This window comes from Citrobacter sp. wls708 (assembly GCF_005281255.1).
GTDB lineage: Bacteria > Pseudomonadota > Gammaproteobacteria > Enterobacterales > Enterobacteriaceae > Citrobacter > Citrobacter werkmanii.
Genome location: NZ_SZXE01000016.1, coordinates 214,872 through 241,568, shown reverse-complemented (window position 1 = coordinate 241,568; position 26,697 = coordinate 214,872). Strand labels below are relative to the sequence as shown.

The following is a 26,697-nucleotide window of genomic DNA, read 5'->3' as shown; positions in this document are numbered from 1 at the left end:
TTTTTATTGCTGATATGTAAGTGAGTATTACACGATTACTTCACTTCCAGCCCTTTGGCCTGCATATCAGCGTGGTATGAAGAACGAACAAACGGGCCGCAGGCTGCATGGGTAAAGCCCATCGCCATGGCTTCGGCTTTCATCTCGTCGAACTCATCCGGGCTGACATAGCGTTGCACCGGCAGGTGATGGCGGCTCGGCTGCAAATACTGCCCCAGCGTTAGCATGGTCACGCCATGACTGCGCAGATCGCGCATGACTTCAATAATTTCGGCATTGGTTTCACCCAGACCTACCATCAGACCCGATTTAGTCGGGATCTCCGGGTGCGCTTCCTTGAAACGCTCCAGAAGCTTCAGCGACCAGTTGTAGTCAGCTCCCGGACGTACGTTACGGTAAATACGCGGTACGTTTTCGAGGTTGTGGTTAAATACGTCCGGCGGCGTGGCCGTGAGGATATCCAACGCGCGATCCATACGACCACGGAAGTCAGGCACCAGCGTTTCGATTTTAATCGATGGGCTTTTCTCGCGGATAGCGGTGATGCAGTCAGCAAAGTGCTGAGCACCGCCGTCACGCAGATCGTCACGGTCAACGGAGGTAATGACGACATAGCGCAGCGCCATGTCCGCAATGGTCTGAGCCAGTTTCAACGGCTCGTTAGCATCAGGCGCAACCGGACGACCATGGGCAACGTCACAGAATGGGCAACGGCGAGTACAGATTGCGCCGAGGATCATAAAGGTTGCGGTTCCGTGATTGAAACATTCAGCCAGGTTAGGGCAGGAAGCTTCTTCGCAGACAGAGTGCAGGCCGTTTTTGCGCATTGCCGCTTTGATGCCCTGGATGCGGGTGGAGTCCGCTGGCAGTTTTATTTTCATCCATTCCGGTTTACGCAGCAGGGCTTCACGCTCTGTTGCCACATTTTTAACCGGGATAAGAGCCATCTTATCGGCATCGCGGTATTTAACACCGCGTTCCATCACAATGGGTTTACTCATAGCTTGCGTGTTCCAGTTGCGAATTACGAAGGAAAGCGTTTCAATTCAAGGGAATGTTGCATTTATCAACTATTTTTGAATTAGTGATACGCAGTATATCATTGAAACGGGCCAGAAAGCAGCCTGACAGGCTGGCAAAATGTAAAATAGTTGTTGTTTTGTGCCATTTGCCACAACATATGCCGTGGCAAAGTATGACAGCCTTTTTAGTCCACAACGTACTCGTGCGGTGGGTTACCCAACAGCGCCAGAATGTTGGCCAGCAGGCGTGGGCGAATGCTCTCAGTCGTGGCAGCGCTATCCCATTGCGATACTTTTGCCATCTCCATTCCGGCATAACCGCAAGGGTTGATGCGCAGGAAAGGCGACAGGTCCATATCCACGTTAAGCGCTAAGCCGTGAAATGAACATCCCTTACGAATACGTAACCCTAATGAGCAGATTTTCTTCTCACCGACATAAACGCCTGGCGCATCGGCTCGCGGGTGGGCGTCGATGCCAATTTCCGCAAGGGTATTGACGACAGTTTGCTCCAGCAGCGTAACCAGTTCGCGAACGCCCAGTTTGCGGCGTTTCAGGTTCAACAGCACATACATGACCTGTTGACCTGGTCCGTGGTAGGTCACCTGACCGCCGCGATCGCTCTGAATCACCGGAATATCTCCCGGCATCAGTACATGCTCGGCTTTACCGGCCTGACCCTGGGTAAAGACAGGATAATGCTCTACCAGCCAGATTTCATCATGACTGTTTTCATCGCGGGTATCGGTAAATTCGTGCATGGCCAGAGAGACTGGCTCGTAAGGTTGAAGACCGAGCTGGCGGACCAGAATTTTATCCTGATACAAAACGGCATCTCCGTAGATACTCACACAGAGTAGAGAATGTTAAAGAGGGGAAAAGTATATCACAGGAGGAAGGGGTTACCCGAGCGGGGATGCAGCGGGTAACCGACAGGTTTTTACAGCACCATGCGTACGATATCAATATTGCCTAATTCTTCGTACAGTGTTTCAACCTGCTCAATGTGTGTAGCCGTGATGGTGATAGAGACCGAGTGGTAGTTGCCTTTGCTGCTCGGTTTTACCGTCGGAGAGTAATCACCTGGCGCATGGCGCTGTACCACTTCAACCACCTGATCAACCAGCTCAGGCAACGCCTGCCCCATTACTTTGTAAGTAAATGGAGTAGGGAATTCAAGCAGTTCGTTAAGTTTGGTTTTCATGTCAGCTCCGGCGTTACATCAAAAAATAATAACTCCCACAGCGCGTGGGAGTTATCTGGATACCTAGTATATGGGGACGTAAATCGCACTTTCAAGTGTTCGATTTTTAGCCAAACCAGTGATGGAACATTAATTTAATGTAATCAATGATTTTCCCAAAGAAGTTGCCTTCCGGGATTTCCTGCAGCACGACCAGCGGGCGCTGCTCGATGGTTTTGCCATCAAGCTGGAAGTTGATGGTACCGACAACCTGGTTTTTCTGCAGCGGCGCGTGCAGTTCAGTGGTGTTCAGCACATAACTTGCTTTCAGATCTTTCATACGACCGCGCGGAATAGTCAGGTAGACATCCTTATCGACACCTAACGATGCGCGATCGGTGTTACCAAACCAGGCGGGTTCTGAGGCAAATTCTTTACCCACTTTCAGCGGGTTGACGGTTTCGAAGAAACGGAAGCCCCAGGTCAGCAGTTTTTTGCTTTCGGTTTCGCGACCTTTATAGGTGCGGCCACCCATTACGGCGGAGATCAGACGCATCTGGCCTTCGGTTGCGGATGCAACAAGGTTATAGCCAGCTTTATCGGTGTGACCGGTTTTGATACCGTCGACATTCAGGCTGTTATCCCACAGCAGACCGTTACGGTTTAACTGACGAATGCCGTTAAAGGTGAACTCTTTTTCTTTATAGATAGAGTATTCATTAGGTACATCGCGAATCAGCGCCTGACCAATCATCGCCATATCGCGGGCTGAACTGTACTGACCGTCAGCATCAAGACCATGAACGGTCTGGAAGTGGGTGTTTTTCAGACCCAGCGCGTTCACATAGCTGTTCATCAGGCCGACGAAAGCATCCTGGCTGCCGGCAGCGAAGTCAGCCATCGCCACACATGCGTCGTTCCCGGACTGCAGGTTAATACCACGGATCAACTGAGAGACAGGAACCTGCATGCCTGGCTTGAGGAACATCAGCGATGAACCTTTAAAGACCGGGTTACCCGTAGCCCATGCGTCATTGCCAACGGTGACCAGATCGGTTTCTTTGAACTTCCCGGCTTTCATCGCCTGGCCGATGACGTAGCTGGTCATCATCTTGGTCAGGCTGGCGGGGTCGCGGCGAGTGTCAGCATTCTGTTCTGCCAGAACTTTACCTGAGTTGTAATCAATCAGGATATACGACTCCGCATCGATCTGCGGAACGCCGGGGATCATGGTTTTAATATTCAGGTCATCGGCATAGGCAGCAGAAAGAGTAGCTGCGCAGAGAGCCGCGGTGAGCGCCATACGCTGCACGAAACGAGCGGAAAAAGTGGTCTTCATGGTCTGAACTACGACGTCCGTGATGAAATTAAAAAAAGTGCCCTACTATAGCAAATGCATAACGGGCAGGCATCTGACTTTCCGCGTGACTTTGTTAATGTCATTTACGGAAATTGACAATTCAGATACCCGGTTTACGTTATTACATGCCGGTGATGAAGGACTGTAATTGCGCCTCGGATTGAAGACGCTGCTGCAATGAGGAGGCTTCAGTTTTACTGGCGAATGGCCCCATCTGAATACGCCATACCGCGCCGTTTTGCACTACCCGTCCAGGGACGCCAAACTGCTGGCTTAAGCGCTTTTGATACTGCTGCGCACGGGTTTGATCGCTAACGGCACCGACCTGAACGACATAGCGTCCGTTGGTCGCAGCAGCTGGCGCGGCAACGGTCGCTGGCGCGGTTACCGTGGCAGTTGACGCTGCGGGAGCGGCGGTTACAGGCTGTGGCGCAGGCGTGGGTTCGCTGCCTTCAAGTACACCGGCAGCAAGCGTTGTCGGTGCGCCGAGGAAACCACTGCTGTTGACCGGCGCACCGCTGGTATCCTCGCTTTTCAGCGTGGAATTACTGATAGGGCGGATATCGTTTTGCGATTGACCCGCATCCGGTGCGGAAGACATCGCGCCGCCACCGCTTAAATCAGGACGAGCCGGCAGGGCATAGGTTTGTTTCGCCACAGTCGTGCAGGCCATTCCCGGGCCGGATAATGAACCATCCTGCGCGACGATAATAGGGTCGATACGCACTTTGGTGTTGTTAGACGTGTTCAGACGGTCGGCGGCGGCACGTGAAAGTGAAATGACGCGATCGTTGCCATAAGGGCCGCGATCGTTAATGCGTACGACGATCATCCTGCCGTTTGCCAGGTTGGTGATTCTGGCATAGCTTGGGATCGGCAGCGTCGGGTGCGCAGCGGTCAACTGCATTGGGTCAAACGCTTCACCAGACGCGGTTAAATTGCTTCCAGGCTCCGCATCATAAATAGCGGCAAGCCCGGCCTGGCTAAAGCGGGAGGGATCCTGGACTATTTTGTAGCTCTTACCATCACGCTGATAGTCCTGATTCGCCGTTGGGTTCAGGGGTTCAAAGCGCGGATCGGCCCCGCTGATTTCAACAATCGGACCATTACACACCGCAGGCTGCGGCGCGACAGCAACCTGTTGCTGACCATCATCATTCGAACACGCCGCGAGCATTCCTGCTGCGATGCAGATACCAAGCCACTGCTTACGCATTGCGTACCCCTTACACGCTTTTCGACAACATTTTTCTATGGGTGTGGATCGACATAACAATCCCGAACCCGGCCATCAGCACGATCAGTGCCGAGCCTCCGTAACTGACCAATGGGAGTGGAACCCCAACCACAGGTAGAATACCGCTCACCATACCAATATTTACGAAGACATAAACGAATAATATCAACATTAAACCACCCGCCATGACGCGACCAAAGGTGGTTTGTGCGCGAGCAGCGATCCACAACCCGCGCATAATCAGCAAAATGTACAGCGTTAGCAAAATCAAGATCCCCACCAGGCCCAGCTCTTCCGCTAAGACGGCGAAGATAAAGTCAGTATGGCGTTCGGGTAAAAACTCAAGCTGCGACTGCGTACCGTGCAGCCAGCCTTTACCGCGTAATCCGCCGGAACCAATAGCAATTTTAGACTGAATAATGTGATAGCCCGCGCCCAGCGGATCGGTTTCTGGATCAAGTAACATCATGACGCGCTGACGCTGGTAGTCATGCATCAGGAAGAACCACAGTATCGGAATAAACGCGGCGACCAAAACGACTGCCACACCGATTAAACGCCAGCTTAAACCGGAAAGGAACAGGACAAACAGACCAGAAAGGGCAACCAGAATTGAGGTGCCGAGGTCAGGCTGAGCGGCAACCAGCAGCGTGGGCATAAAAATCAGCACCAGCGCAATCGCGGTATTTTTTAGCGATGGCGGGCAGACGTCGCGGTTGATGAAGCGCGCGACCATCAGCGGCACGGCAATCTTGGCGATTTCAGAAGGCTGAAAGCGCACGATACCCAAATCCAGCCAGCGCTGAGCGCCTTTGGAAATAGCGCCGAAGGCGTCAACCGCCACCAACAGAATGATACAGAAGATATAGAGATAGGGCGCCCAACCTTCATAAACCCTGGGGGGAATTTGCGCCATCACCACCATGATGACCAGACCCATCGCGATCTGGCCGACCTTACGCTCCATCATGCCAATATCCTGGCCGCTGGCGCTCCAGATGACCAGCGAGCTGTAGACCAGCAGAGCCAGCAAAATAAGCAACATTGTGGGATCGATGTGGATTTTGTCCCAAAATGTTTTTTTGTTCGGATTATCCGTCACGATTATTGGTCCTCAGCTGCTGCAACCGCTGGGTTTTCCGCAGGCAGATTGGTGTTGTTGTCGCCCAACATAATGTGGTCAAGGATCTGGCGCATAATCGTCCCCACAGCCGGACCCGCGCCGCCGTTTTCAAGGATCATGGCGACAGCGACCTGGGGTTTATCATAGGGTGCGAAGGCCGTCATTAACTTGTGGTCACGTAAACGTTCGGCGATCTTATGCGCGTTATAGGTTTCATTCGCTTTCAGGCCAAAGACCTGTGCGGTACCGGATTTCGCCGCAATTTTGTAAGGCGCGCCAGCGAAATATTTATGTGCAGTCCCGTTAGGGCGGTTAGCGACACCGTACATACCGTCTTTGGCGATTTCCCAGTAACCGGAATGAATATCGCCCACGGGCGGTTCGTGCGGCTGAACCCATGGCACTTGCTTGCCATTTTCTGCCGTGCTCATCAGCAGATGCGGGACTTTTACCAAACCGTCGTTGATAAGGATCATCAGCGCTTTACTCATCTGGATAGGGGTTGCCGTCCAGTAACCCTGACCGATGCCGACCGGAATGGTATCACCCTGGTACCATGGTTTTTTAAACCGTTTTTGCTTCCATTCACGGGTTGGCATGTTCCCGGAACGTTCTTCGGCAAGATCGATACCCGTATATTGGCCATAACCAAACTTGCTCATCCACTCGGAAAGCCGGTCTATCCCCATATCATAGGCGATTTGATAGAAAAACGTATCCGCGGACTCTTCCAGGGAGCGGGTAATGTTCAGGTGGCCGTGACCCCATTTTTTCCAGTCGCGGTAACGTTTCTCAGAGCCGGGTAACTGCCACCAGCCCGGATCGAACAGACCGGTATTGCGGGTGATGACGCCCGCGCTTAACGCAGAAACCGCCACGTAAGGCTTAACCGTCGACGCCGGAGGATAAACGCCTTGCGTGGCGCGGTTAACTAATGGGGTATTCGGATCATTGAGCAACCCGGAGTAATCTTTACTGGAGATGCCATCCACAAACAGGTTCGGGTCGTAGCTTGGCATGGAAACCAGCGCCAGAACGCCACCGGTACGCGGGTCGGTGACCACCACGGCGGCGCGGCTACCCGCCAGCAGCGTTTCAATATACTGCTGGAGCTTCAAATCCAACGTGAGGTAAATATCATGCCCGGCCTGCGGCGCGACCTCTTTCAACTGACGAATGACACGACCGCGGTTGTTGACTTCAACTTCTTCATAGCCGGTCTGCCCATGCAGTACGTCTTCATAGTAACGTTCAATACCGAGCTTACCAATATCATGCGTCGCAGCGTAGTTAGCCAGTTTGCCGTCTTTGTCCAGGCGGTCCACGTCTTTATCGTTGATCTTCGATACGTAGCCAATCACGTGGGTCAGGGCGGAACCGTAAGGGTAGTAGCGGCGTTTATAGCCTTTAACTTCAACGCCAGGAAAGCGATATTGATTTACGGCAAACCGTGCGACCTGAACTTCCGTCAGGTTGGTTTTTACCGGAATAGAGGTGAAGCGGTGTGAACGGGCGCGCTCTTTTTTAAACGCGGCAATATCGTCATCCGTCAGGTCTACGACGTTGCGCAGCGCGTCGAGCGTATCCTGAATGTTGTCTACCTTCTCCGGCATCATTTCAATCTGATAAATGGTGCGGTTAAGGGCAAGCGGAATTCCGTTGCGGTCATAAATAATGCCGCGACTGGGAGGAATGGGTACCAGTTTAATGCGGTTTTCGTTCGAACGGGTCTGATAATCAGTAAAGCGAACGATTTGCAGATTATACAGGTTGGCGATCAGCACGCCGGTCAGCAGCAAAATCCCCAAAAAAGCGACCAGCGCCCGGCGCACAAACAGCGCGGACTCAGCCGAATAGTCGCGAAAAGAATTCTGTAGTTTCATCCGCTGCTTAATCTACTCAAGAATCAATGATCACTCACGGTGATAAGGATGGTTGGTGGTAATGCTCCACGCCCTGTACAGACTCTCTGCGACCAGAACCCGAACAAGAGGGTGAGGTAGGGTTAATGCAGAGAGTGACCAGCTTTGTTCCGCCGCGGCTTTACAGGCGGGAGAAAGACCTTCCGGCCCGCCGATCAGCAGACTGACGTCACGACCGTCCAGTTTCCAGCGCTCCAGTTCGGTCGCCAGTTGCGGCGTGTCCCAGGGTTTGCCCGGAATATCAAGGGTGACGATGCGGTTTTTGCCTGCGGCGGCCAGCATCTGCTCACCCTCTTTGTCGAGAATGCGTTTAATGTCCGCGTTCTTGCCGCGTTTTCCTGCCGGGATTTCGATCAGCTCAAAGGGCATATCTTTCGGAAACCGACGCAGATATTCGGTAAATCCGGTTTGTACCCAGTCAGGCATTTTCGTACCCACAGCGACAAGTTGCAGCTTCACGCATTAACTCCAGAGTTTTTCCAGTTCATACAGGCGACGGCTTTCTTCCTGCATCACGTGGACAATCACATCGCCGAGGTCAACGACGATCCAGTCAGCGACGTTCTCGCCTTCCACGCCGAGCGGCAGCAGGCCGGCAGTGCGGGACTCCTGAACAACGTGATCTGCGATAGACATAACGTGACGGCTGGATGTACCGGTGCAGATAATCATGCAATCAGTGATACTGGATTTACCCTGAACGTCTAAGGCGATGATGTCTTGACCTTTCAGGTCATCTATTTTGTCGATTACAAAATCCTGGAGTGCTTTACCCTGCAAGTGTTCCCCCTGGGTGAAAAGAGTTAAAAACGTCTGTTAGTATACCTGAACCAGAGGCGATATCGGGACAAATGTCTCCGAAAGCGCTTTTGAAGTGCGCTATCATCCCACCCCACGCCACAGAATGCATCGCCATTTTTGTAAAACAATTTCTGCAAAGCTCTGAAGGGCGGGAAAAGTCAGGTTGCGGAGGATAACAGCCTGTCAGGGGGTGTCAATGGGAGAGAGGCCCTTCGGCAGAAAAAACCGCGCATTCACTCCCCGTCGTGCCATACGGCCCGGCTATTAAGCACTTTCAAAACCGCGAAATCGTCACATAAATCTATTGCGCTCCAGCAGCCTTGTTCGACGCGGAAATGCCACATTGCCGCAGCCGGCATGGACAGCAGGCGGGCGATCAACACGCTCAGCACGCCCTGATGACTCACCACCAGCAGGTTTTGACACGCTTTATAATCGGCAAGTTGGGCAATGAAGCGTTCAACCCGCTGAGAAAATGCCTGAAAGCCTTCGCCATTCGTTGGCGTTGCGTTCTGCCAGTCATTACACCATAAGGCGTAATTTTCAGCGTCTTCGCGCGCTAAATCGCGATGGTGGCGCATTTCCCAGTCACCAAAAAACATCTCATTCAGTTCAGGCATAATGCGCACAGGGAGGTCGCGATCGCCTAAGATCAACCGGGTTGTATGGCGGGCGCGTTCGAGTTCGCTGCAAAGAACATTGTCGACAGGAAGATTGCGTAACAGCTTGCCCACTGTTTGCGCCTGTGCGATCCCCCGCTCCGTTAGCGAGGTGGGGGCGTGGCCGCTGTATAATCCGGCGACATTGGCGTCGGTTTCGCCATGCCGTACTAACCAGAGTCTCATGTTTTCCTCGTGAAGCTATTCGCACAAAATATGATGTTTGCCCTGATTGCGCAGAGTTTTTTCACTAAAATACCCTTTTTTACGTGGAGCGGCACGATGTCTTTATTGAAGAGCGCGCATGGTGGTAATACCCGAGAAGCCGCCGAATTGTTGGGGATCTCGCCTGAACAATTGCTGGATTTTAGCGCGAATATTAACCCGCTGGGTATGCCGGTAAGTTTAAAACGCGCGATTATCGACAATCTGGACTGCGCGGAGCGTTACCCGGATGTCGATTACGCTCAACTGCATGCGGCGCTGGCGCATCATCATCAGATCCCGGCCTCGTGGATCCTGGCTGGAAACGGCGAGACCGAGTCTATTTTTACCCTGGTGCATGGCCTTAAGCCACGTCATGCGATGATCGTTACGCCCGGATTTGCGGAATATCGTCGGGCGTTGCAATGGGGGGAGTGTGCGATTCATGAATTTGCGCTGCGTGAAGAGGATGGCTGGCAACTTACCGAGGCGATTCTTGATGCGTTAACCTCTGAGCTGGACTGCCTGTTTCTCTGTACGCCTAACAATCCTACCGGTTTACTGCCAGATAACCACCTGCTACGTGAGATTGCCACCCGTTGTGAGCGGCTTGGGATCAATCTGATCCTTGATGAAGCGTTTATTGATTTTATTGCCGGTGAGCCGGGATTTATCCCGCTGCTGCACGGGAATCCACATATTTGGGTGCTGCGCTCGTTGACTAAATTCTATGCGATACCGGGATTGCGTTTGGGGTATCTGGTCAACAGTAACCAGCACGCCGTTGCACAGATGCGTAGCCAACAAATGCCGTGGTCAATTAATGCGTTTGCTGCCCTTGCAGGCGAGATTATTTTACGCGATAGCGCCTATCAGCAGGCGACGTGGAAATGGCTGGAGCAAGAGGGCGCGCGGTTTGATCTACAGTTGCAAGAACTGTCCGGCCTGACGGTGTATCCCGGCCGGGCAAATTATCGTTTATTACGCTGCGATCGGGCGGATGTTGATCTGCAACGCGCCATGCTCGAACAACATGTTTTGATCCGCAGTTGCGCTAACTATCCGGGGCTGGATACGCGCTATTATCGCGTAGCCGTTCGCAGCATGGAAGAGAATAACCGACTGCTGGCGGCATTACGCAAGGCGCTTAGCGGTACAACCCTTGTTGATTGATATAGTCAAGCACAGCGCCCGGCAGTAAGTCGTCGCACGGCTCGCCTTTTTCCAGGCGCTCGCGGATCAGCGTGGCGGAGATGTTAAACCACGGCGTTTCGGCCAGGTAAATTTTCCCGCAGGGCAGGTTGTGCAGGTCTTCCGGCGAATGGGTCAGATGATCCTCCAGCCACTGCTGGTGCTTTTCCTGCGCCATCTCGAGTGGGTAGCCCGGGCGTCGGCACACAATAAGATGCGTGTTACCCAAAATCGTGTCGTAGTCATGCCAGGACGGAAAGGTTAGCAGCGAGTCCTGACCAATAATAAACGCTAACGGCACGTCCGGACCTTGCTCTTCACGCCACTCTTGTAGCGTTTGCGCGGTGTAGGAGGCGGTATCGCGTTTGAGTTCGCGTTCATCCAGAGAAAACAGTGGCTTATCAGCAATGGCCAGTTCAACCATGCGCTTACGTTGTTCGCCGGACGCTTCGGGTTGCGCGCGATGTGGCGGCACGTTATTGGGCATGATGATGACCCGGGAAAGGCCAATCAGATTAGCCAGAATTTCAACCGGTTTAAGATGACCATAATGCACCGGATCAAAGGTGCCGCCGAACAGAGCCTGCAATGATTTCATATCAACCATCAATAAAAACATCGGCCAGCGATTTATGGCAGAGCAAAAGGGAAAGTCCCTCAAGTTCCGCCCACACTGACTGACCATAGTCTTGTTTAAGCGTAATTTCCGTACGCGTTAACAGCGTCACGGCCTGACGCAGCTGTGCCGGATTTAGCCGGTTAAGCGCGTCTCCCATCATGCCACGGCGATTTTGCCACACACGATGTTTATCAAACAACGTGCGTAAGGGCGTATGGGCCGACTGCCGTTTCAGGTTGACCAGCAACAGCAATTCGCGCTGTATCGTACGCAGTAAAATAACCGGCTCGCTGCCCTCAAGGCGTAACTGTTGCAGGATGTGCAGTGCGCGCTTGCTTTTGCCCATCAGCAGCGCATCCACCCAGTGGAATGGGGTAAAGTGCGCGGCATCGTTAACGGCTTTCTCTACGCGAGGCAGCGTGAGTTTGCCATCAGGCCACAGCAACGCTAACCGCTCAAGTGCTTGCGCCAGTGCTAACAGGTTACCTTCATAGCAATAGCATAATAGCTGATTGGCTGCGTCATCCAGTTGCAGGTTGTTAAGTTTCGCTCTCGCGGCAACCCAGCGTGGGAGCTGTGCTTGTTCCGGCGTCTGGCAGCTAACCTGAACCGCGTTATTCGCCAACCCGGTATACCATGCGCCGTTTTCCTGCGCCTTAGTCAGTTTGTTGCCGCGAACAATCAGCAGCAGATCGTCATGAAGCAGAGTGATGAGCGAAGCGAGTTGTTCGTTAATGGCGGCATTGGGGCCATTTTCAGGCAACTGCAGGAGTAGCGTTTGACGGCTGGCAAACAGGCTCATCGCCTGGCAGAGTGAAAATATTTCTCCCCAGTCGGTGCTGGTGTCCAGAGTAAAAGCGTGGTGTTCTTCGAATCCTTGCGTTGCGGCAGCCAGACGGATGGCATCCTGGCTTTCCTGCAATAAAAGGGGATCGTTGCCCAGTAGTAAATACGCCGCGCGCAGCCCTTCATTGAGCTGTGCGCGGAGTTGTTCAGGGTACAGCTTGAGCATCAGTTACCCAGCGTGGTGGAAACACGCGCCGGAGATGACGCAGGCGCTGCAGGTTTCGTCGCTGCTGGCTCAGCATCCACACTGGATGACTGAGTATCGGCCAAATGTACGCTTGGCAGCTTACGAATCAACTGTTCTGCCGCTTTGTCGTACATCTCTTTGATGATCATGTCCTGCTCGTTATCCTTCGCCAGTGCAGCCTGTGGGTTGTCAAAGAACGAACGATAAACTTTGGCGCTGATGGGGTAAATATCATGTCCCGGAATCAGTACGGTAGCGCTTACGGACATCACCATCTGGTATTCAGCCGTTTGACCATTCTGGAATACCGACGCTGTATCCTGTGATAGGCTGACCGCGCCAAGGCGTAAGGACGTCACATCTTTGCGCATGGTACCGTCTTCAAGCAGCGTAACGCCGTTCAGACGCAGCTGATTACGCACCGCGCGGCTTAATGGGCCATTCGGATCGCCAGAGTTCAGGATCATGGTTTTCATTGAGGGTGGAACCTGCGTAGTACTACGCAGATGCCAACCACACCCGGCGGTGACCAGCACCGCCAGAGATAACAACAATGTTGTCAGAAGTCGCACGCTTCCTCCCGCGCTTAGCCAACGACCAGATTGAGGAGTTTACCCGGTACGTAAATCACTTTACGCACGGTAACGCCATCAAGATATTTTGCCACCAGGTGTTCCTGGCCAGCACGTTCACGAACCTGTTCTTCGGTGGCGTTTACCGGAACGGTGATTTTGCCACGTACTTTACCGTTAACCTGAACGACAACCAGCGTTGAGTCTTCAACCATAGCGCTTTCGTCAGCTACTGGCCACGGTGCGTTATCGATATCGCCTTCGCCTTTCAGCGCCTGCCACAGGGTGAAGCAAACGTGTGGGGTGAACGGGTTAAGCATACGCACAACGGCCAGCAACGCTTCCTGCATCAGGGCGCGGTCCTGCTCGTCTTCCTGCGGCGCTTTCGCCAGCTTGTTCATCAGTTCCATAATCGCCGCAATTGCGGTGTTAAAGGTCTGACGACGACCGATATCATCGGTGACTTTAGCGATAGTTTTGTGTACGTCGCGACGCAGCGCTTTTTGATCTTCGCTCAGAGCAGCAACGTTCAGGGCAGCAACATCACCTTTAGAAGTATGCTCGTAAACCAGTTTCCAGACACGTTTCAGGAAGCGGTTAGCCCCTTCAACGCCGGATTCCTGCCATTCCAGGGTCATGTCAGCCGGAGAGGCGAACATCATAAACAGACGCACGGTGTCCGCGCCGTAACGTTCAACCATCACCTGCGGGTCGATGCCGTTGTTTTTGGACTTGGACATCTTGCTCATGCCGGTATACACCAGTTCATGACCTTCGGCGTCCTTCGCCTTCACGATACGACCTTTTTCGTCGCGTTCAACGATGGCATCAACCGGAGAAACCCAGTTACGCTCGCCGTTAGCGCCGACGTAATAGAACGCATCTGCCAGCACCATGCCCTGACACAACAGTTGTTTAGCCGGTTCGTCAGAGTTCACCATGCCCGCGTCGCGCATCAGCTTATGGAAGAAGCGGAAGTAGAGCAGGTGCATGATGGCGTGTTCGATACCGCCAATGTAGATATCAACTGGCAGCCAGTAGTTAGCGGCCTCTGGATCCAGCATGCCTTCGTTGTACTGCGGGCAGGTATAACGCGCGTAGTACCAGGAGGACTCCATAAAGGTATCGAAGGTGTCGGTCTCACGCAGCGCAGGCATGCCGTTAATGGTGGTTTTCGCCCACTCAGGATCGGCTTTGATCGGACTGGTGATACCGTCCATGACCACGTCTTCCGGCAGAATAACCGGCAGTTGATCTTCTGGTGTCGGCAGCACGGTACCGTCTTCCAGCGTCACCATCGGAATCGGCGCGCCCCAGTAACGCTGACGGGAAACGCCCCAGTCGCGCAGACGATAGTTAACTTTACGCTCACCCACGCCTTTTGCGACCAGCTTGTCAGCAATGGCGTTGAAGGCAGCTTCGAAGTCGAGGCCATCGAACTCACCGGAGTTAAACAGCACGCCTTTTTCGGTCAGAGCTTGTTCCGACAGATCCGGCTCTGCGCCTTCGGCGGTCAGAATGACCGGCTTGATGGTCAGGCCATATTTGGTGGCAAATTCGTAGTCGCGCTGATCGTGACCCGGAACGGCCATCACTGCGCCAGTGCCGTATTCCATCAGGACAAAGTTTGCCGCCCAAACCGGGATCTCTTCGCCAGTCAGCGGGTGAACGGCTTTAAAGCCAGTATCGACGCCTTTCTTCTCCATGGTCGCCATTTCGGCTTCAGCAACCTTGGTGTTGCGGCATTCGTCAATGAAGGCGGCCAGTTCAGGGTTGTTCGCGGCGGCTTTCTGCGCCAGCGGATGACCTGCGGCAACGGCCAGGTAGGTCGCACCCATAAAGGTGTCCGGACGGGTGGTATAGACGGTCAGCGTGTTGTCGTAACCGTTCACGTCGAAGGTGATTTCCACACCTTCAGAACGACCGATCCAGTTGCGCTGCATAGTCTTAACGGTGTCCGGCCAGTGATCCAGGTTATCCAGATCGCGCAGCAGTTCGTCAGCGTAAGCGGTGATTTTAATGAACCACTGCGGGATCTCTTTACGCTCAACTTTGGTATCGCAACGCCAGCAGCAGCCGTCGATAACCTGCTCGTTGGCAAGAACGGTCTGATCGTTCGGGCACCAGTTGACTGCAGAGGTTTTCTTATATACCAGGCCTTTTTTATACAGCTCGGTGAAGAACTTCTGTTCCCAACGGTAGTATTCCGGGGTGCAGGTCGCCAGCTCGCGGCTCCAGTCATAACCAAAGCCCAGCATTTTGAGCTGGTTTTTCATGTAGGCGATGTTGTCGTACGTCCACGGTGCCGGAGCGGTGTTGTTTTTAACCGCAGCGCCTTCCGCAGGCAGACCGAACGCATCCCAGCCAATGGGCTGCAGTACGTTTTTGCCCAGCATACGCTGGTAGCGGGCGATCACGTCACCGATGGTGTAGTTACGTACGTGGCCCATGTGTAGTCGACCAGAAGGATAGGGAAGCATAGACAGGCAGTAATACTTCTCTTTGCTCTCGTCTTCGGTCACTTCAAATGTGCGCTTCTCATCCCAGTGAAGCTGTACTTTGGATTCTATCTCTTCCGGGCGGTATTGCTCTTGCATGGCAGCCAGTGGTCCTGTTTTCAATACAGCTACAAACGTAGCTCTAGATGTGGTGTTTCAGATCCGCATAGCATAGCCCAAACGCCCGCGCCAAAACAGCCTTTCGCGCATTCAGCGTTGAATTCCCGCAAGGATAATTCTTGCACGAATTTACACACTCTGTGGACAGTCTTGCAAAGCGTAGCGTAAATAACGTCTATTATTATAGACAGTTAACGACCCAGGAGGTGAAGTGATGAACAAGGTTGCTCAATATTACCGTGAACTGGTGGCTTCACTGAGCGAACGCCTGCGTAACGGCGAACGCGATATTGATGCGCTGGTGGAGCAGGCGCGTCAGCGAGTTATGCAGACCGGGGAGTTAACGCGAACCGAGGTGGAAGAGGTCACCCGGGCCGTCAGACGCGACCTGGAAGAGTTTGCGTTGAGTTATGAAGAGAGTCTCGATGAAGAGACTGATAGCGTCTTTATGCGGGTTATCAAAGAGAGCATCTGGCAGGAACTGGCCGATATTACTGATAAAACGCAGCTCGAATGGCGCGAAGTGTTCCAGGATCTTAGCCATCATGGGGTTTATCACAGCGGCGAGGTGGTCGGCCTGGGCAATCTGGTCTGCGAGAAGTGCCACTTCCATTTAGCGGTATACACCCCGGATGTACTGCCGCTGTGCCCGAAATGCGGCCATGACCAGTTTCAGCGTAGACCGTTTGAGCCGTGATCGCTTATTGCCGGATGGCGACGCGAAGCGTCTTATCCGGCCTACAAACTGCACGATTTTGTAGGCCGGATAAGCGTTAGCGCCATCCGGCGTGTATTAGGCGTAAAACTTCAGCCGTTCTGCCAGCAAATCGACAAACCCCTGGCGATCAACGTCCACCATCACGGTTGCGTTAGGTTTATTGCCGCTCAGGAAATAGTAGTCCACCACCGTCATCCCCTGGGTATATTTGCCCTGCGTTTCCACGCCAACCCAACGTTCAACGGTAGTAAACAGTTCAGGTTTCAGCAGCCAGGCAATGGTACACGGGTCGTGCAGCGGCGCGCCGATGAATCCCCATTTTTCGTCTTTATGATATTCAAAGAAAAAGTCGAGTAGTTCAGCCACGATCGTCGAAACAGGGTTGCCGATAGCGCGGAATCGCTCGGTATCTTCACGATGTATTTGCGCTTTATGCGTGACGTCCAGACCTGCCATCACCACAGGGATACCCGACTGGAATACGATCTCAGCGGCTTCAGGATCGACATAGATATTGAATTCCGCCGCGGGCGTCCAGTTCCCGAGGCCCATCGCACCGCCCATAATCACGATACGGGCGATTTTGGCGTGCAGCTCAGGATGGCTGTTCAGAAGCAATGCCACGTTAGTTTGCGGCCCGGTGGAGACAATCGTGACCGGTTCCGGGCTGTCATGCAGGGTTTTCGCCATCAGTTCTACGGCGGTACAGTCCAGAGGAGCGAAAGCGGGTTCCGGCAATGCCGGGCCATCCAGCCCACTCTCACCGTGGACGTTATCGGCAATAATCAGATCGCGCATCAGCGGTTTTACGGCTCCGCCGGCTACAGGGATATCCGTACGGTTGAGTAACGTTAACATGCGTAATACGTTACGTAGCGTTTTGTCGGGCGTCTGGTTGCCGGCAGAAGAGGTGATTGCTTTCACATCCAGTTCAGGTGAGGCGAGGGCGAGAACAATTGCGATAGCGTCGTCATGACCTGGATCGCAATCAAACAGGATAGGAAGTGCCATTGTTGCTCCTTGTAAGTGGGACTTTGTGACAAGGTTAACGCTGGGCTGTACCTGTTTCGAGGAGTGAAGAGATAAAGCGTGAGGTGGCGCGCACATAGCGGTGCGCGCCAGCAAGATTAGTGCAGGATTTTCGCGAGGAAGTCTTTGGCGCGGTCCGATTTCGGATTGGCGAAGAACTCTTCTTTCGGTGAGTCTTCAACAATTTTCCCTTCATCCATGAAGATCACCCGGTTCGCCACTTTCCGCGCAAAGCCCATTTCGTGGGTAACCACCATCATGGTCATCCCTTCATTGGCCAGTTCAACCATAACGTCCAGCACTTCGTTGATCATTTCAGGGTCAAGCGCAGATGTCGGTTCGTCAAACAGCATAGCGATGGGATCCATGCACAGCGCCCGGGCGATGGCGACACGTTGTTGCTGTCCCCCGGAGAGCTGAGCCGGAAACTTTTCGGCATGGGCCGCCAGACCGACACGCTCCAGAAGCTTCTGCGCTTTTGCGCGGGCAGGCGCTTTATCGCGTTTCAGCACTTTTACCTGCGCCAGCGTCAGGTTTTCAATGATCGACAGATGTGGAAACAGTTCAAAGTGCTGGAACACCATGCCCACACGGGAGCGCAGTTTGGCCAGATCGGTTTTTTTGTCGTTCACCACGGTGCCATCAACCGTGATGACGCCCTGTTGTACCGGCTCCAGACCGTTCACGGTTTTGATAAGCGTGGATTTACCGGAACCTGAAGGACCGCAGACCACGACCACTTCACCTTTTTTCACTTCCGTAGAGCAGTCGGTCAGCACCTGAAAGTGACCATACCATTTAGAAACATTTTTCAGGGTAATCATTAAACTGTCCTTTTCTTCAAATAGCTGACCAACAACGATGCGCTCAGACTGAATACAAAATAAACGGCGCCAGCAAACAGGATCATTTCAACCTGCGTGCCGTCACGCTCGCCAATGGTGGAGGCGGTACGGAAGAAGTCTGCCAGACTTAATACATAGACCAGCGAGGTATCCTGGAAGAGTACGATACCCTGGGTAAGCAGCAGCGGCACCATCGCGCGGAAGGCCTGCGGCAGAATAATGAGCTTCATCGACTGCCAGTGGGTCATCCCCAGCGCCAGCGCGGCGCTGGACTGCCCGCGAGAAATACTCTGGATCCCTGCCCGGATAATCTCTGAGTAGTACGCGGCTTCAAACATTGAAAACGCGACCATCGCCGAGATCAGGCGAATATCGGTCTTTGGCGACAAACCCAATACGTTTTGCAGGAAGCCGGGCACAATCAAGTAGAACCACAGCAGTACCATCACCAGTGGAATGGAACGGAATACGTTGACGTAGCCTTTCGCAAACCAGGCAATCGGCGCGAAGCTGGACAGACGCATGACGGCCAGGATAGTTCCCCATACGATACCAATGACGACCGCCGTGACGGTAATTTTCAGCGTGATCATCAGCCCATCCAGCAGATACGGCAGGGAAGGGACAATAGAACTCCAGTCAAATTCGTACATTATTTGCCTCCCATATTGCCCGGCAGGCGGATCTTGCGTTCGACGAGATTCATCACCAGCATGATGACAGCGTTAATCAGCACGTAGGCCAGAGTAATGGCCGTAAACGATTCCCAGGCGTGGGCGGAGTAATCCAGCAGTTTCCCCGCCTGCGCCGCCATATCGACCAGGCCGATAGTAGAAGCGATCGCGGAGTTCTTCACCAGGTTCATCATCTCTGAGGTCATTGGCGGAACAATCACGCGGTAAGCGTTTGGCAGCAGAACATAACGATAAGCCTGCGGCAACGTCAGCCCCATCGCCAGCGCAGCGTTTTTCTGTCCACGAGGCAGAGACTGAATAGCAGCGCGAACCTGCTCGCAGACGCGCGCAGCGGTAAACAGCCCCAGACAAAGCATGGATGAAAGGAAGAACTGAATATTGGGATCCAGTTCCGACTTGAACCACATACCAATGTTTTCCGGTAACAGTTCAGGAATGACCAGATACCAGGTAAAAAATTGGACAATGAGCGGAACGTTACGAAACAGCTCAACGTACAGCGTGCCGATCCCGGCAAGGAAGCGGTTGGGAACTGTACGTAAAATGCCGAATAAAGAACCGATGAGGAAAGCGATAATCCAGGCCGTAATGGATAACGCGACCGTGACCTGGAAACCACTCCAGAGCCAGCCGAGATAGGTGGTGTTGCCGAACGGGGCTTGTTGTAAAAAAATGCCCCAGTTCCAGTCTATAGACATAAATCTACTCCAGAAAAAAAAGGGTAGCAGCGCTACCCTCGAAGATTGTTATTCAGCGTTTTGCGGTTTTCAGGCCTGATGGGGAACGACCATCAGGCTTATAGTCTGTCCGTGCCGAGTAGCAATCGAGAGGGAGGGGAAGCCTCCCATTTATTTTAGTTAGTTAAGCGCTTTATCATTCGGTTCTTTGAACAGAGCTTTCATCTCATCTGATAGTTCGAAATTCATGTTCAGGTTCTTCGGTGGAATTGGGTTTTTAAACCACTTATCAAACCATTTTTCCGCTTCGCCTGAGGTCTGCGCCTTGGCGATCGTGTCGTCCATTAGTTTTTTGAACTCAGGGTCATCTTTACGCAACATGCAGCCGTAGGCTTCCTGAGACTGCGGCTTGCCGACGATCTCCCAGTTGTCTGGTTTCTTCGCCTTCGCGCGTTCGCCAGCCAGCAGGGCGTCATCCATCATAAAGGCAACGGCGCGACCGCTTTCCAGAGTACGGAAAGAGTCACCGTGGTCTTTCGCGCTGATGATGCGCATGTCCATTTTTTGTTCTTCGTTCAGCTTGTGTAGCAGCACTTCTGAGGTGGTACCCGAAGTCACGACCACTGCTTTGCCTTTCAGGTCAGCGAAATCTTTGACATCGCCGCCTTTTTTCGCCAGCAGACGGGTGCCGACAACGAAAATGGTGTCAGAGAATGCCGCTTGTTTTTGACGCTCGACGTTGTTGGTGGTGGAACCACATTCAAAGTCGAAGGTACCGTTTTGCAGCAGCGGGATACGGTTCTGTGAGGTAATCGGGATCAGTTTTACCTGCAGGTCAGGCTTGTTGAGTTTTTTCTTCACGGCTTCAACGATGGCGTTGGAGTAATCCTGTGAATAACCGACCACTTTTTGCTGATTATCGTAGTAAGAAAACGGTACCGATGATTCACGGTGACCGACAACGATAACGCCATTTTTGGCGATCTTGTCCAGCGTGCTGCCTGCCGCTGGTGCCGCATCTTCTGCGTGCGCCAGACCGGCGGACATTCCCATGACCAGCATGGCAGTGGCGAGCTTACGTAATTGCATATCCAACTCCTTTATCGTCTGCGCCAGGGACGCATTGATACCCATTGTGATGTTGTTATTGTTTACTACTTAAACGTGCAGTCTTGTATATGTTTGTTAACATTTAGTTTGGATGAATGTAAAGAATTTGCTGTGTTATTGTTTATTTTTGCGAAGTGCGCCGCACCATTTGGGGGCAAAAATATCTTGTTGCACGTTTCAGGTGCTACCAAAGATCAACTTTGGTGCGACCAGGTTGCACATTCAGCCAAAACTGCGTTTGCCTTGTATAACAAAGCAATAGACGTGCCAGAATGGGCAAGGTAGGGAGTTTGTCGGCCGGATAAACACATCGTTATCCGGCCCGGGGAAGGAAGGTTATTTACGACGCTGGCGCAGGCTCATTACCAGCGCGCCAAAGCCAAACAGTGCGGTAAGCAGCCATAGCGGCCAGTTACCGGTACGGGCATACGGGGTTAAGCCCGTGGTTGGCGTTACGCTGGTGGTCAGAACCTGGCGGGTAAACTGCGGGATCATCGCCTGAATCTCACCCTGTGGACCAATCACCGCCGTAATACCGTTGTTGGTGCTACGCAGCAGCGGGCGCGCCAGTTCCAGGGAACGCATACGCGCCATCTGGAAGTGCTGCCACGGGCCGATAGACTTACCAAACCACGCATCGTTAGAGATGGTGAGCAGATAGTCCGTATCCGGGCGGAAGTTATCGCGAACCTGTTCGCCAAGAATGATTTCGTAGCAGATAGCTGCGGTCAGCTTAAAGCCGTGCGCATGCAGCTGTGGCTGCACATACGGCCCGCGGCTGAACGACGACATAGGCAGGTCAAAGAACGGCGCTAACGGGCGCAGGATCGATTCCAGCGGAACAAACTCGCCAAACGGTACCAGATGGTTTTTGTTGTAGCGGTTGCTGGAGTCGTAGCTGTACGGACTGTCTTTACCCAACGTGATGATGGTGTTGTAGGTGTCGTAACGGTTCTGCTTATTCAGCCGCGCGTCTACGATACCGGTAATCAACGTGCTGTTTTTCGATTTCAGCAGGTCATCCATCATGCTCAAAAAACGCTGCTGGTTAATTTCCAGGTCCGGGATAGCGGACTCCGGCCAGATGATCAGCTGTGATTTGCCCATTTCAGGCTGGGTGGCGTCGAGATAAATTTTCAGCGTATTAAGTAGCTGACCCTCATCCCATTTGAGTGACTGTGGAATGTCACCTTGTACCATCGAAACCTGAGTTGTTTTTTCCGGCTCAAGCGTATACCACTGGATATAGCGCAGCGGGAAGGGCAGAGCGAAAAGCACCACGCCAGCAATCAGCGGTTTCCAGTTGCGCGTCACCAGCGCCAGCGCCAGCAGGCCGCTGACCATCATCAGCAGGAAGTTAATCGCTTCAACGCCCATCACCGGCGCCAGCCCTTTTAACGGGCCATCAATCTGGCTATAACCAAACTGCAGCCACGGAAAGCCGGTCAGGACCCAGCCGCGCAGGAACTCGGTTATCTGCCAGACAACCGGCGCGGCAATGGCGACGCGTAGCCAGGTTGTTTTCGGCCACAGGCGTGACAACACGCCAGCAAACAGACCGGTATAGAGTGAAAGGTAGGCGGCAAGCAGTACCACAAGGAAAACGTTAACCGGACCTGGCATACCGCCAAACTGCGCGATGCTGACGTAGACCCAGTTAATGCCGGAGCCAAACAATCCCAGGCCCCAGAAGTAGCCGATAGCGGCTGACTGAAGTGGACGGCGGTTGAGGGTGAGAGCCTGCAGGCCCATCAGCGATACGATCGCCGCTGGCCAGATGTCATACGGAGAGAAAGCCAGCGTCCCGCAGGCACCGAATAATAACGCCAGCAGCAGGCGAATGCGCTGGCGTTCAATTAGTGAGGCAAATGCCATGTAGTCTTAGATCCAGTTTCGGGTTTATTCGTCCAGTTTGGGCTGGGGTGAGTCGTCCGGAATTCTGACATGAACCTGAATAATACGACGGCTGTCGGCCATTGCCACTTTGAACTGGTAACCATCAATGTCGATAGTCTCCCCACGAGCGGGAAGATGACCAAAGGCCTGCATGACCAGACCACCAATGGTATCGACTTCTTCGTCGCTAAAGTGGGTGCCAAAGGCTTCGTTGAAGTCCTCAATTGGCGCCAGCGCGCGAATGGTCCAGGTGTGGCGACTGAGCTGACGGAAATCAATATCGTCTTCTTCGTCGTACTCATCTTCGATTTCACCAACGATTAGTTCAAGGATGTCCTCAATGGTCACCAGACCAGAGACACCGCCGAACTCGTCGATGACGATAGCCATATGATAACGCTGGGAGCGGAACTCTTTCAGCATGCGGTCAACACGCTTGCTTTCCGGTACGACAACCGCCTGGCGTAACACTTTCTCCATGCTGAAGGCTTCGGCATCGCTGCGCATAAACGGCAGCAGATCTTTGGCCATCAGAATCCCTTCAATGTGATCTTTGTCTTCGCTGATCACCGGGAAACGCGAGTGGGCTGACTCGATAATGACATCAAGGCATTCATCCAGGGTCTGGTTGCGTTTCAGGGTAATCATTTGAGAGCGGGGGATCATGATGTCGCGAACGCGCTGGTCCGCAATGTCCATCACCCCTTCGAGCATATCACGCGTATCTTCATCGATAAGGTCGTTCTGCCCGGAATCACGGATCAGCTCCAACAGTTCGTCGCGGTTTTTGGGTTCACCGTGGAAAAGTTGGCTCAGTAACAGGGAAAAAAATCCCTTTTTGCTGGTTAACGTGTCACTACTGTGTGAATTGTCGTCGCTCATGGCGTCGTATGGGTTCTCATGTTAGTTAATAGGTCGCTCAATGCGCGTAAACTCAGCGCATGGCTTCATGGGAAGCCCGGGCAGATGCCCGACGGCTTATTCCTTCTCGGCAATGTACGGATCCTCATAGCCCAGAGCAAGCATAATCTCTGTTTCAAGGGATTCCATTTCTTCCGCTTCATCATCTTCGATATGGTCGTAGCCGAGTAAATGCAGGCTACCGTGCACCACCATGTGCGCCCAGTGGGCCTCAAGCGGTTTACCTTGCTCTTGCGCTTCTTTCTCAACCACCTGGCGGCAGATGATCAGATCGCCCAGCAGTGGCATCTCAATGCCCGGCGGGGCTTCAAACGGGAAAGAGAGCACGTTGGTTGATTTATCTTTCCCGCGATAGGTCAGGTTCAGCTCGTGGCTTTCCGCGTCATCAACCAGGCGAATCGTCACTTCAGACTCTTCCTGAAACTGCGGGATTACCGCATCCAGCCAGCCCTGAAACTGACTTTCTGTGGGTAAACCAGATTCGTCTTCACATGCCAGCTGTAAATCGAGAATAACCTGACTCATTTTTGCTCCTGCTCCTGAGCTTCGCGCTTGCGTTCCGCTGCCAGCTCGGCTTTTCGTTTCTGTTCTGCTTCTTCCCAGGCTTCATACGCCGTGACGATACGGGCGACTACCGGGTGGCGAACCACGTCTTCGCTATGGAAGAAATTAAAACTAATCTCGTCGACTTCGGCCAGCACCTCAATGGCATGACGCAGACCGGACTTGGTGCTACGCGGCAGGTCAATCTGCGTGATATCGCCGGTGATGACCGCTTTGGAGTTAAAGCCGATACGGGTCAGGAACATTTTCATCTGTTCGATGGTGGTGTTCTGGCTCTCATCAAGAATGATGAACGCATCGTTCAAGGTACGGCCGCGCATATAGGCCAACGGCGCCACCTCAATGACGTTACGCTCGATCAGCTTTTCGACCTTCTCAAAACCGAGCATTTCGAACAGCGCGTCATACAGCGGACGTAAATAGGGATCGACTTTCTGACTCAGATCGCCTGGCAGGAAGCCCAGTTTTTCGCCGGCTTCCACTGCCGGACGGGTCAGCAGAATTCGACGGATCTCCTGGCGCTCAAGCGCATCGACCGCGGCGGCAACCGCGAGATACGTTTTACCCGTACCTGCAGGGCCAACGCCGAAGGTGATGTCGTGATCGAGGATGTTAGCGATGTACTGCGCCTGGTTCGGCGTACGCGGTTTAATCACTCCGCGCTTGGTTTTGATATTCACCGCTTTGCCAAATTCCGGCACGCTGTCCGCGCTTTGCTCAAGCACACGCGCTTCTTTAATCGCCAGATGAATTTGCTCAGGTTCAATGTCCTGCGTCTGACCGCGCATTGGAGCGGTATCGACATACAGGCTGCGTAAAATATCAGCCGCAGCGGTGACGCAAATTGGGCGACCGGTCAGCTTAAAGTGGTTATCCCGACGGTTAATTTCGATGCCGAGGCGACGTTCCAGCTGTTTGATGTTGTCATCAAATGGACCGCAAAGGCTCAACAGACGGGCGTTGTCTGCGGGTTCAAGGGTGATTTCGCGAGTGTCTATGTTCAAACTGTTCCTCTTTAGCATGTCTCGCCGGACGCTGAACATTTACCGGCATCTAAGGAAATTATTCACGCCATAGGGAAAAGGCGCAAGCATTGCAATAAATATGGGGATTGCGGGAGGAAATACAAGGCCCGTCAGAGCTGACGGGCCAGAAGATTAAGGCTGGTAAATACCGACGCCCAGATCGTTTTCTTTGCGGGTACGCGCAATAACCGACTCAGGGGATTCTGCGATGCGCAGGCCCATTTCGTCTTCGGTGCGCACCACTTTACCGCGCAGGGAGTTCGTCCAGACATCGGTAATTTCAACATCCACAAACTTACCGACCATTTCCGGGGTGCCTTCAAAGTTCACCACGCGGTTGTTTTCGGTACGCCCTGACAACTCCATGATGCTCTTACGTGATGTGCCTTCAACCAGAATACGCTGGGTTGTGCCGACCATACGGCGGCTCCAGGCCATGGCCTGCTGGTTAATACGCTCCTGCAGGATATACAGACGCTGTTTTTTCTCTTCTTCCGGTACGTCGTCAACCATATCGGCTGCCGGGGTGCCAGGACGCGCAGAGAAGATAAAGCTGTAGCTCATGTCAAAATTCACGTCAGCAATCAACTTCATGGTCTGCTCGAAATCCTGTGTGGTTTCGCCAGGGAAGCCAACGATGAAATCTGAGCTAATCTGAATGTCCGGACGCGCCGCGCGCAGTTTGCGAATGATCGCTTTATATTCCAGCGCGGTATGGGTGCGTCCCATCAGATTCAGTACGCGATCTGAACCGCTCTGTACCGGCAGGTGCAGGAAACTCACCAGCTCCGGCGTATCGCGATAAACTTCAATGATATCATCGGTGAACTCGATCGGATGGCTGGTGGTGAAGCGGATACGGTCAATGCCGTCGATCGCCGCAACCAGGCGCAGCAGGTCAGCAAAAGATCCTGTCGTGCCATCATAGTTCTCACCGCGCCAGGCGTTCACGTTTTGCCCCAGCAGGTTCACTTCACGCACGCCTTGCGCCGCAAGCTGAGCGATTTCAAACAGGATGTCATCCGCCGGGCGGCTGACTTCTTCACCGCGGGTGTAGGGCACCACGCAGTAGGTACAATATTTATTACAGCCTTCCATGATGGACACAAACGCGCTTGGACCTTCAGCACGCGGTTCCGGCAGGCGGTCAAACTTTTCGATCTCCGGGAAACTGATATCAACTACCGGGCTACGGCTAGTGCTTCCACGTACTTTATTGATCATTTCCGGCAGGCGATGCAGAGTCTGCGGCCCAAAAATAATATCGACGTAGTGGGCGCGCTGGCGAATATGATCGCCTTCCTGAGATGCGACACAGCCACCGACACCGATGATGAGATTGGGGTTTTTCTCTTTTAACAGCTTCCAGCGGCCCAACTGATGGAAAACTTTTTCCTGAGCCTTCTCACGGATTGAGCAGGTATTCAGCAGCAGCACATCCGCTTCTTCCGCCACGTCGGTCAGTTGATACCCATGAGTGGCATCCAGCAGATCGGCCATCTTCGATGAATCGTATTCGTTCATCTGACAGCCCCAGGTTTTAATATGGAGTTTTTTGGTCATCGACTTGCTCTTGCGAAATTGTGGCTGAAATGCAGGGCGCATAGTGTACTGCTTTGGCGCGGTTGTGACCAGTATGACGGATGTCAGCCTCAAGGGGTAAAAAATCCTGT

General features: G+C 53.1%; 26 protein-coding genes. 2 read left to right on the top strand and 24 right to left on the bottom strand.

The genetic code is table 11. The annotated features are described in order from the left end of the window. Positions 1-35 precede the first annotated feature (35 nt). The 10 genes from lipA to FDW97_RS10870 all read right to left on the bottom strand — a co-directional run bounded on the left by lipA (position 36) and on the right by FDW97_RS10870 (position 9,493). On the bottom strand, positions 36-1,001 hold the full coding sequence (gene lipA / locus FDW97_RS10915; RefSeq protein WP_003022702.1) for a lipoyl synthase: 966 nt from the start codon (positions 999-1,001) through the stop codon (positions 36-38). A 206-nt stretch (positions 1,002-1,207) separates the two neighbouring features. Continuing rightward, a complete protein-coding gene (gene lipB / locus FDW97_RS10910; RefSeq protein WP_038638740.1) occupies positions 1,208-1,849 on the bottom strand; it encodes a lipoyl(octanoyl) transferase LipB in 642 nt (213 codons plus the stop codon). 113 nt (positions 1,850-1,962) lie between these two features. Further along, positions 1,963-2,226 carry a DUF493 family protein YbeD gene (gene ybeD, locus FDW97_RS10905; RefSeq protein ID WP_003022706.1) on the bottom strand — a complete coding sequence of 88 codons (264 nt, stop codon included), beginning with the start codon at positions 2,224-2,226 and terminating at the stop codon, positions 1,963-1,965. 106 nt (positions 2,227-2,332) lie between these two features. Beyond that, positions 2,333-3,544, bottom strand: a complete 1,212-nt coding sequence (dacA, locus tag FDW97_RS10900) for a D-alanyl-D-alanine carboxypeptidase DacA (protein WP_137351037.1) — start codon at positions 3,542-3,544, stop codon at positions 2,333-2,335. Between the two features lie 142 nt (positions 3,545-3,686). Next, positions 3,687-4,781, bottom strand: a complete 1,095-nt coding sequence (rlpA, locus tag FDW97_RS10895; protein ID WP_137351036.1) for an endolytic peptidoglycan transglycosylase RlpA — start codon at positions 4,779-4,781, stop codon at positions 3,687-3,689. A 10-nt stretch (positions 4,782-4,791) separates the two neighbouring features. Next, positions 4,792-5,904 carry a peptidoglycan glycosyltransferase MrdB gene (gene mrdB, locus FDW97_RS10890; RefSeq protein WP_006685529.1) on the bottom strand — a complete coding sequence of 371 codons (1,113 nt, stop codon included), beginning with the start codon at positions 5,902-5,904 and terminating at the stop codon, positions 4,792-4,794. Positions 5,905-5,906: 2 nt separating this feature from the next. Further along, positions 5,907-7,808, bottom strand: coding sequence for a peptidoglycan DD-transpeptidase MrdA (gene mrdA, locus FDW97_RS10885; protein ID WP_006685528.1), 1,902 nt, complete (start codon positions 7,806-7,808; stop codon positions 5,907-5,909). 30 nt (positions 7,809-7,838) lie between these two features. Further along, positions 7,839-8,306 (bottom strand): 23S rRNA (pseudouridine(1915)-N(3))-methyltransferase RlmH, encoded by a 468-nt coding sequence (rlmH, locus tag FDW97_RS10880; protein ID WP_003022725.1) that lies wholly within the window; start codon positions 8,304-8,306, stop codon positions 7,839-7,841. 3 nt (positions 8,307-8,309) lie between these two features. Continuing rightward, positions 8,310-8,627 carry a ribosome silencing factor gene (gene rsfS / locus FDW97_RS10875; protein WP_003022728.1) on the bottom strand — a complete coding sequence of 106 codons (318 nt, stop codon included), beginning with the start codon at positions 8,625-8,627 and terminating at the stop codon, positions 8,310-8,312. Between the two features lie 254 nt (positions 8,628-8,881). Then, positions 8,882-9,493 carry an adenosylcobalamin/alpha-ribazole phosphatase gene (locus FDW97_RS10870; RefSeq protein ID WP_085047519.1) on the bottom strand — a complete coding sequence of 204 codons (612 nt, stop codon included), beginning with the start codon at positions 9,491-9,493 and terminating at the stop codon, positions 8,882-8,884. Positions 9,494-9,589: 96 nt separating this feature from the next. Between FDW97_RS10870 and cobD the strand changes: the two genes are divergently transcribed. After that, on the top strand, positions 9,590-10,684 hold the full coding sequence (gene cobD, locus FDW97_RS10865) for a threonine-phosphate decarboxylase CobD (protein WP_137351035.1): 1,095 nt from the start codon (positions 9,590-9,592) through the stop codon (positions 10,682-10,684). Here cobD and nadD read toward each other — a convergent pair. The 4 genes from nadD to leuS are packed head-to-tail and all read right to left on the bottom strand — an operon-like array spanning position 10,659 to position 15,523. After that, the gene (nadD, locus tag FDW97_RS10860; RefSeq protein WP_087857163.1) at positions 10,659-11,300 is read right to left on the bottom strand and encodes a nicotinate-nucleotide adenylyltransferase; all 642 of its coding nucleotides are present in this window, start codon (positions 11,298-11,300) and stop codon (positions 10,659-10,661) included. The genes cobD and nadD overlap by 26 nt on opposite strands. 1 nt (position 11,301) lies before the next feature. Continuing rightward, positions 11,302-12,333, bottom strand: a complete 1,032-nt coding sequence (holA, locus tag FDW97_RS10855; RefSeq protein ID WP_069323158.1) for a DNA polymerase III subunit delta — start codon at positions 12,331-12,333, stop codon at positions 11,302-11,304. After that, positions 12,333-12,926 carry an LPS assembly lipoprotein LptE gene (gene lptE / locus FDW97_RS10850; RefSeq protein WP_137351034.1) on the bottom strand — a complete coding sequence of 198 codons (594 nt, stop codon included), beginning with the start codon at positions 12,924-12,926 and terminating at the stop codon, positions 12,333-12,335. Before lptE ends, holA begins: the two co-directional genes overlap by 1 nt. Positions 12,927-12,940: 14 nt before the next feature. Continuing rightward, the gene (gene leuS, locus FDW97_RS10845) at positions 12,941-15,523 is read right to left on the bottom strand and encodes a leucine--tRNA ligase (protein WP_110498575.1); all 2,583 of its coding nucleotides are present in this window, start codon (positions 15,521-15,523) and stop codon (positions 12,941-12,943) included. A gap of 235 nt (positions 15,524-15,758) precedes the next feature. Here leuS and FDW97_RS10840 point away from each other — a divergent pair, with 235 nt between their 5' ends. Beyond that, complete coding sequence (locus tag FDW97_RS10840; RefSeq protein ID WP_006685521.1) at positions 15,759-16,241, top strand: zinc ribbon-containing protein; 483 nt, start codon at positions 15,759-15,761, stop codon at positions 16,239-16,241. Positions 16,242-16,337: 96 nt separating this feature from the next. Here the strand turns inward: FDW97_RS10840 and rihA are convergent, their stop codons facing one another. The 10 genes from rihA to miaB all read right to left on the bottom strand — a co-directional run bounded on the left by rihA (position 16,338) and on the right by miaB (position 26,587). Continuing rightward, positions 16,338-17,273 (bottom strand): pyrimidine-specific ribonucleoside hydrolase RihA, encoded by a 936-nt coding sequence (rihA, locus tag FDW97_RS10835; RefSeq protein ID WP_085047514.1) that lies wholly within the window; start codon positions 17,271-17,273, stop codon positions 16,338-16,340. Positions 17,274-17,389: 116 nt separating this feature from the next. Continuing rightward, positions 17,390-18,115 carry a glutamate/aspartate ABC transporter ATP-binding protein GltL gene (gene gltL / locus FDW97_RS10830; RefSeq protein WP_000631392.1) on the bottom strand — a complete coding sequence of 242 codons (726 nt, stop codon included), beginning with the start codon at positions 18,113-18,115 and terminating at the stop codon, positions 17,390-17,392. Next, positions 18,115-18,789, bottom strand: coding sequence for a glutamate/aspartate ABC transporter permease GltK (gene gltK, locus FDW97_RS10825; protein WP_038638772.1), 675 nt, complete (start codon positions 18,787-18,789; stop codon positions 18,115-18,117). The genes gltL and gltK overlap by 1 nt, the downstream gene beginning before the upstream one ends. Next, the gene (gene gltJ, locus FDW97_RS10820) at positions 18,789-19,529 is read right to left on the bottom strand and encodes a glutamate/aspartate ABC transporter permease GltJ (RefSeq protein WP_038638776.1); all 741 of its coding nucleotides are present in this window, start codon (positions 19,527-19,529) and stop codon (positions 18,789-18,791) included. The genes gltK and gltJ overlap by 1 nt, the downstream gene beginning before the upstream one ends. 159 nt (positions 19,530-19,688) lie before the next feature. After that, entirely contained in the window at positions 19,689-20,597 is a 909-nt protein-coding gene (gene gltI / locus FDW97_RS10815; RefSeq protein WP_003022762.1) for a glutamate/aspartate ABC transporter substrate-binding protein GltI, read from the bottom strand. A 357-nt stretch (positions 20,598-20,954) separates the two neighbouring features. Next, positions 20,955-22,493 carry an apolipoprotein N-acyltransferase gene (lnt, locus tag FDW97_RS10810; protein WP_038638779.1) on the bottom strand — a complete coding sequence of 513 codons (1,539 nt, stop codon included), beginning with the start codon at positions 22,491-22,493 and terminating at the stop codon, positions 20,955-20,957. Between the two features lie 24 nt (positions 22,494-22,517). Next, positions 22,518-23,396: a CNNM family magnesium/cobalt transport protein CorC gene (gene corC, locus FDW97_RS10805; protein ID WP_038638785.1), complete on the bottom strand. Its 879-nt coding sequence runs from the start codon at positions 23,394-23,396 to the stop codon at positions 22,518-22,520. A 96-nt stretch (positions 23,397-23,492) separates the two neighbouring features. After that, positions 23,493-23,960, bottom strand: coding sequence for an rRNA maturation RNase YbeY (gene ybeY, locus FDW97_RS10800; protein WP_003835559.1), 468 nt, complete (start codon positions 23,958-23,960; stop codon positions 23,493-23,495). Continuing rightward, on the bottom strand, positions 23,957-25,003 hold the full coding sequence (locus FDW97_RS10795; protein WP_019076268.1) for a PhoH family protein: 1,047 nt from the start codon (positions 25,001-25,003) through the stop codon (positions 23,957-23,959). Before FDW97_RS10795 ends, ybeY begins: the two co-directional genes overlap by 4 nt. 153 nt (positions 25,004-25,156) lie before the next feature. After that, complete coding sequence (miaB, locus tag FDW97_RS10790; protein ID WP_085047762.1) at positions 25,157-26,587, bottom strand: tRNA (N6-isopentenyl adenosine(37)-C2)-methylthiotransferase MiaB; 1,431 nt, start codon at positions 26,585-26,587, stop codon at positions 25,157-25,159. Between the last annotated feature and the right edge of the window lie 110 nt (positions 26,588-26,697).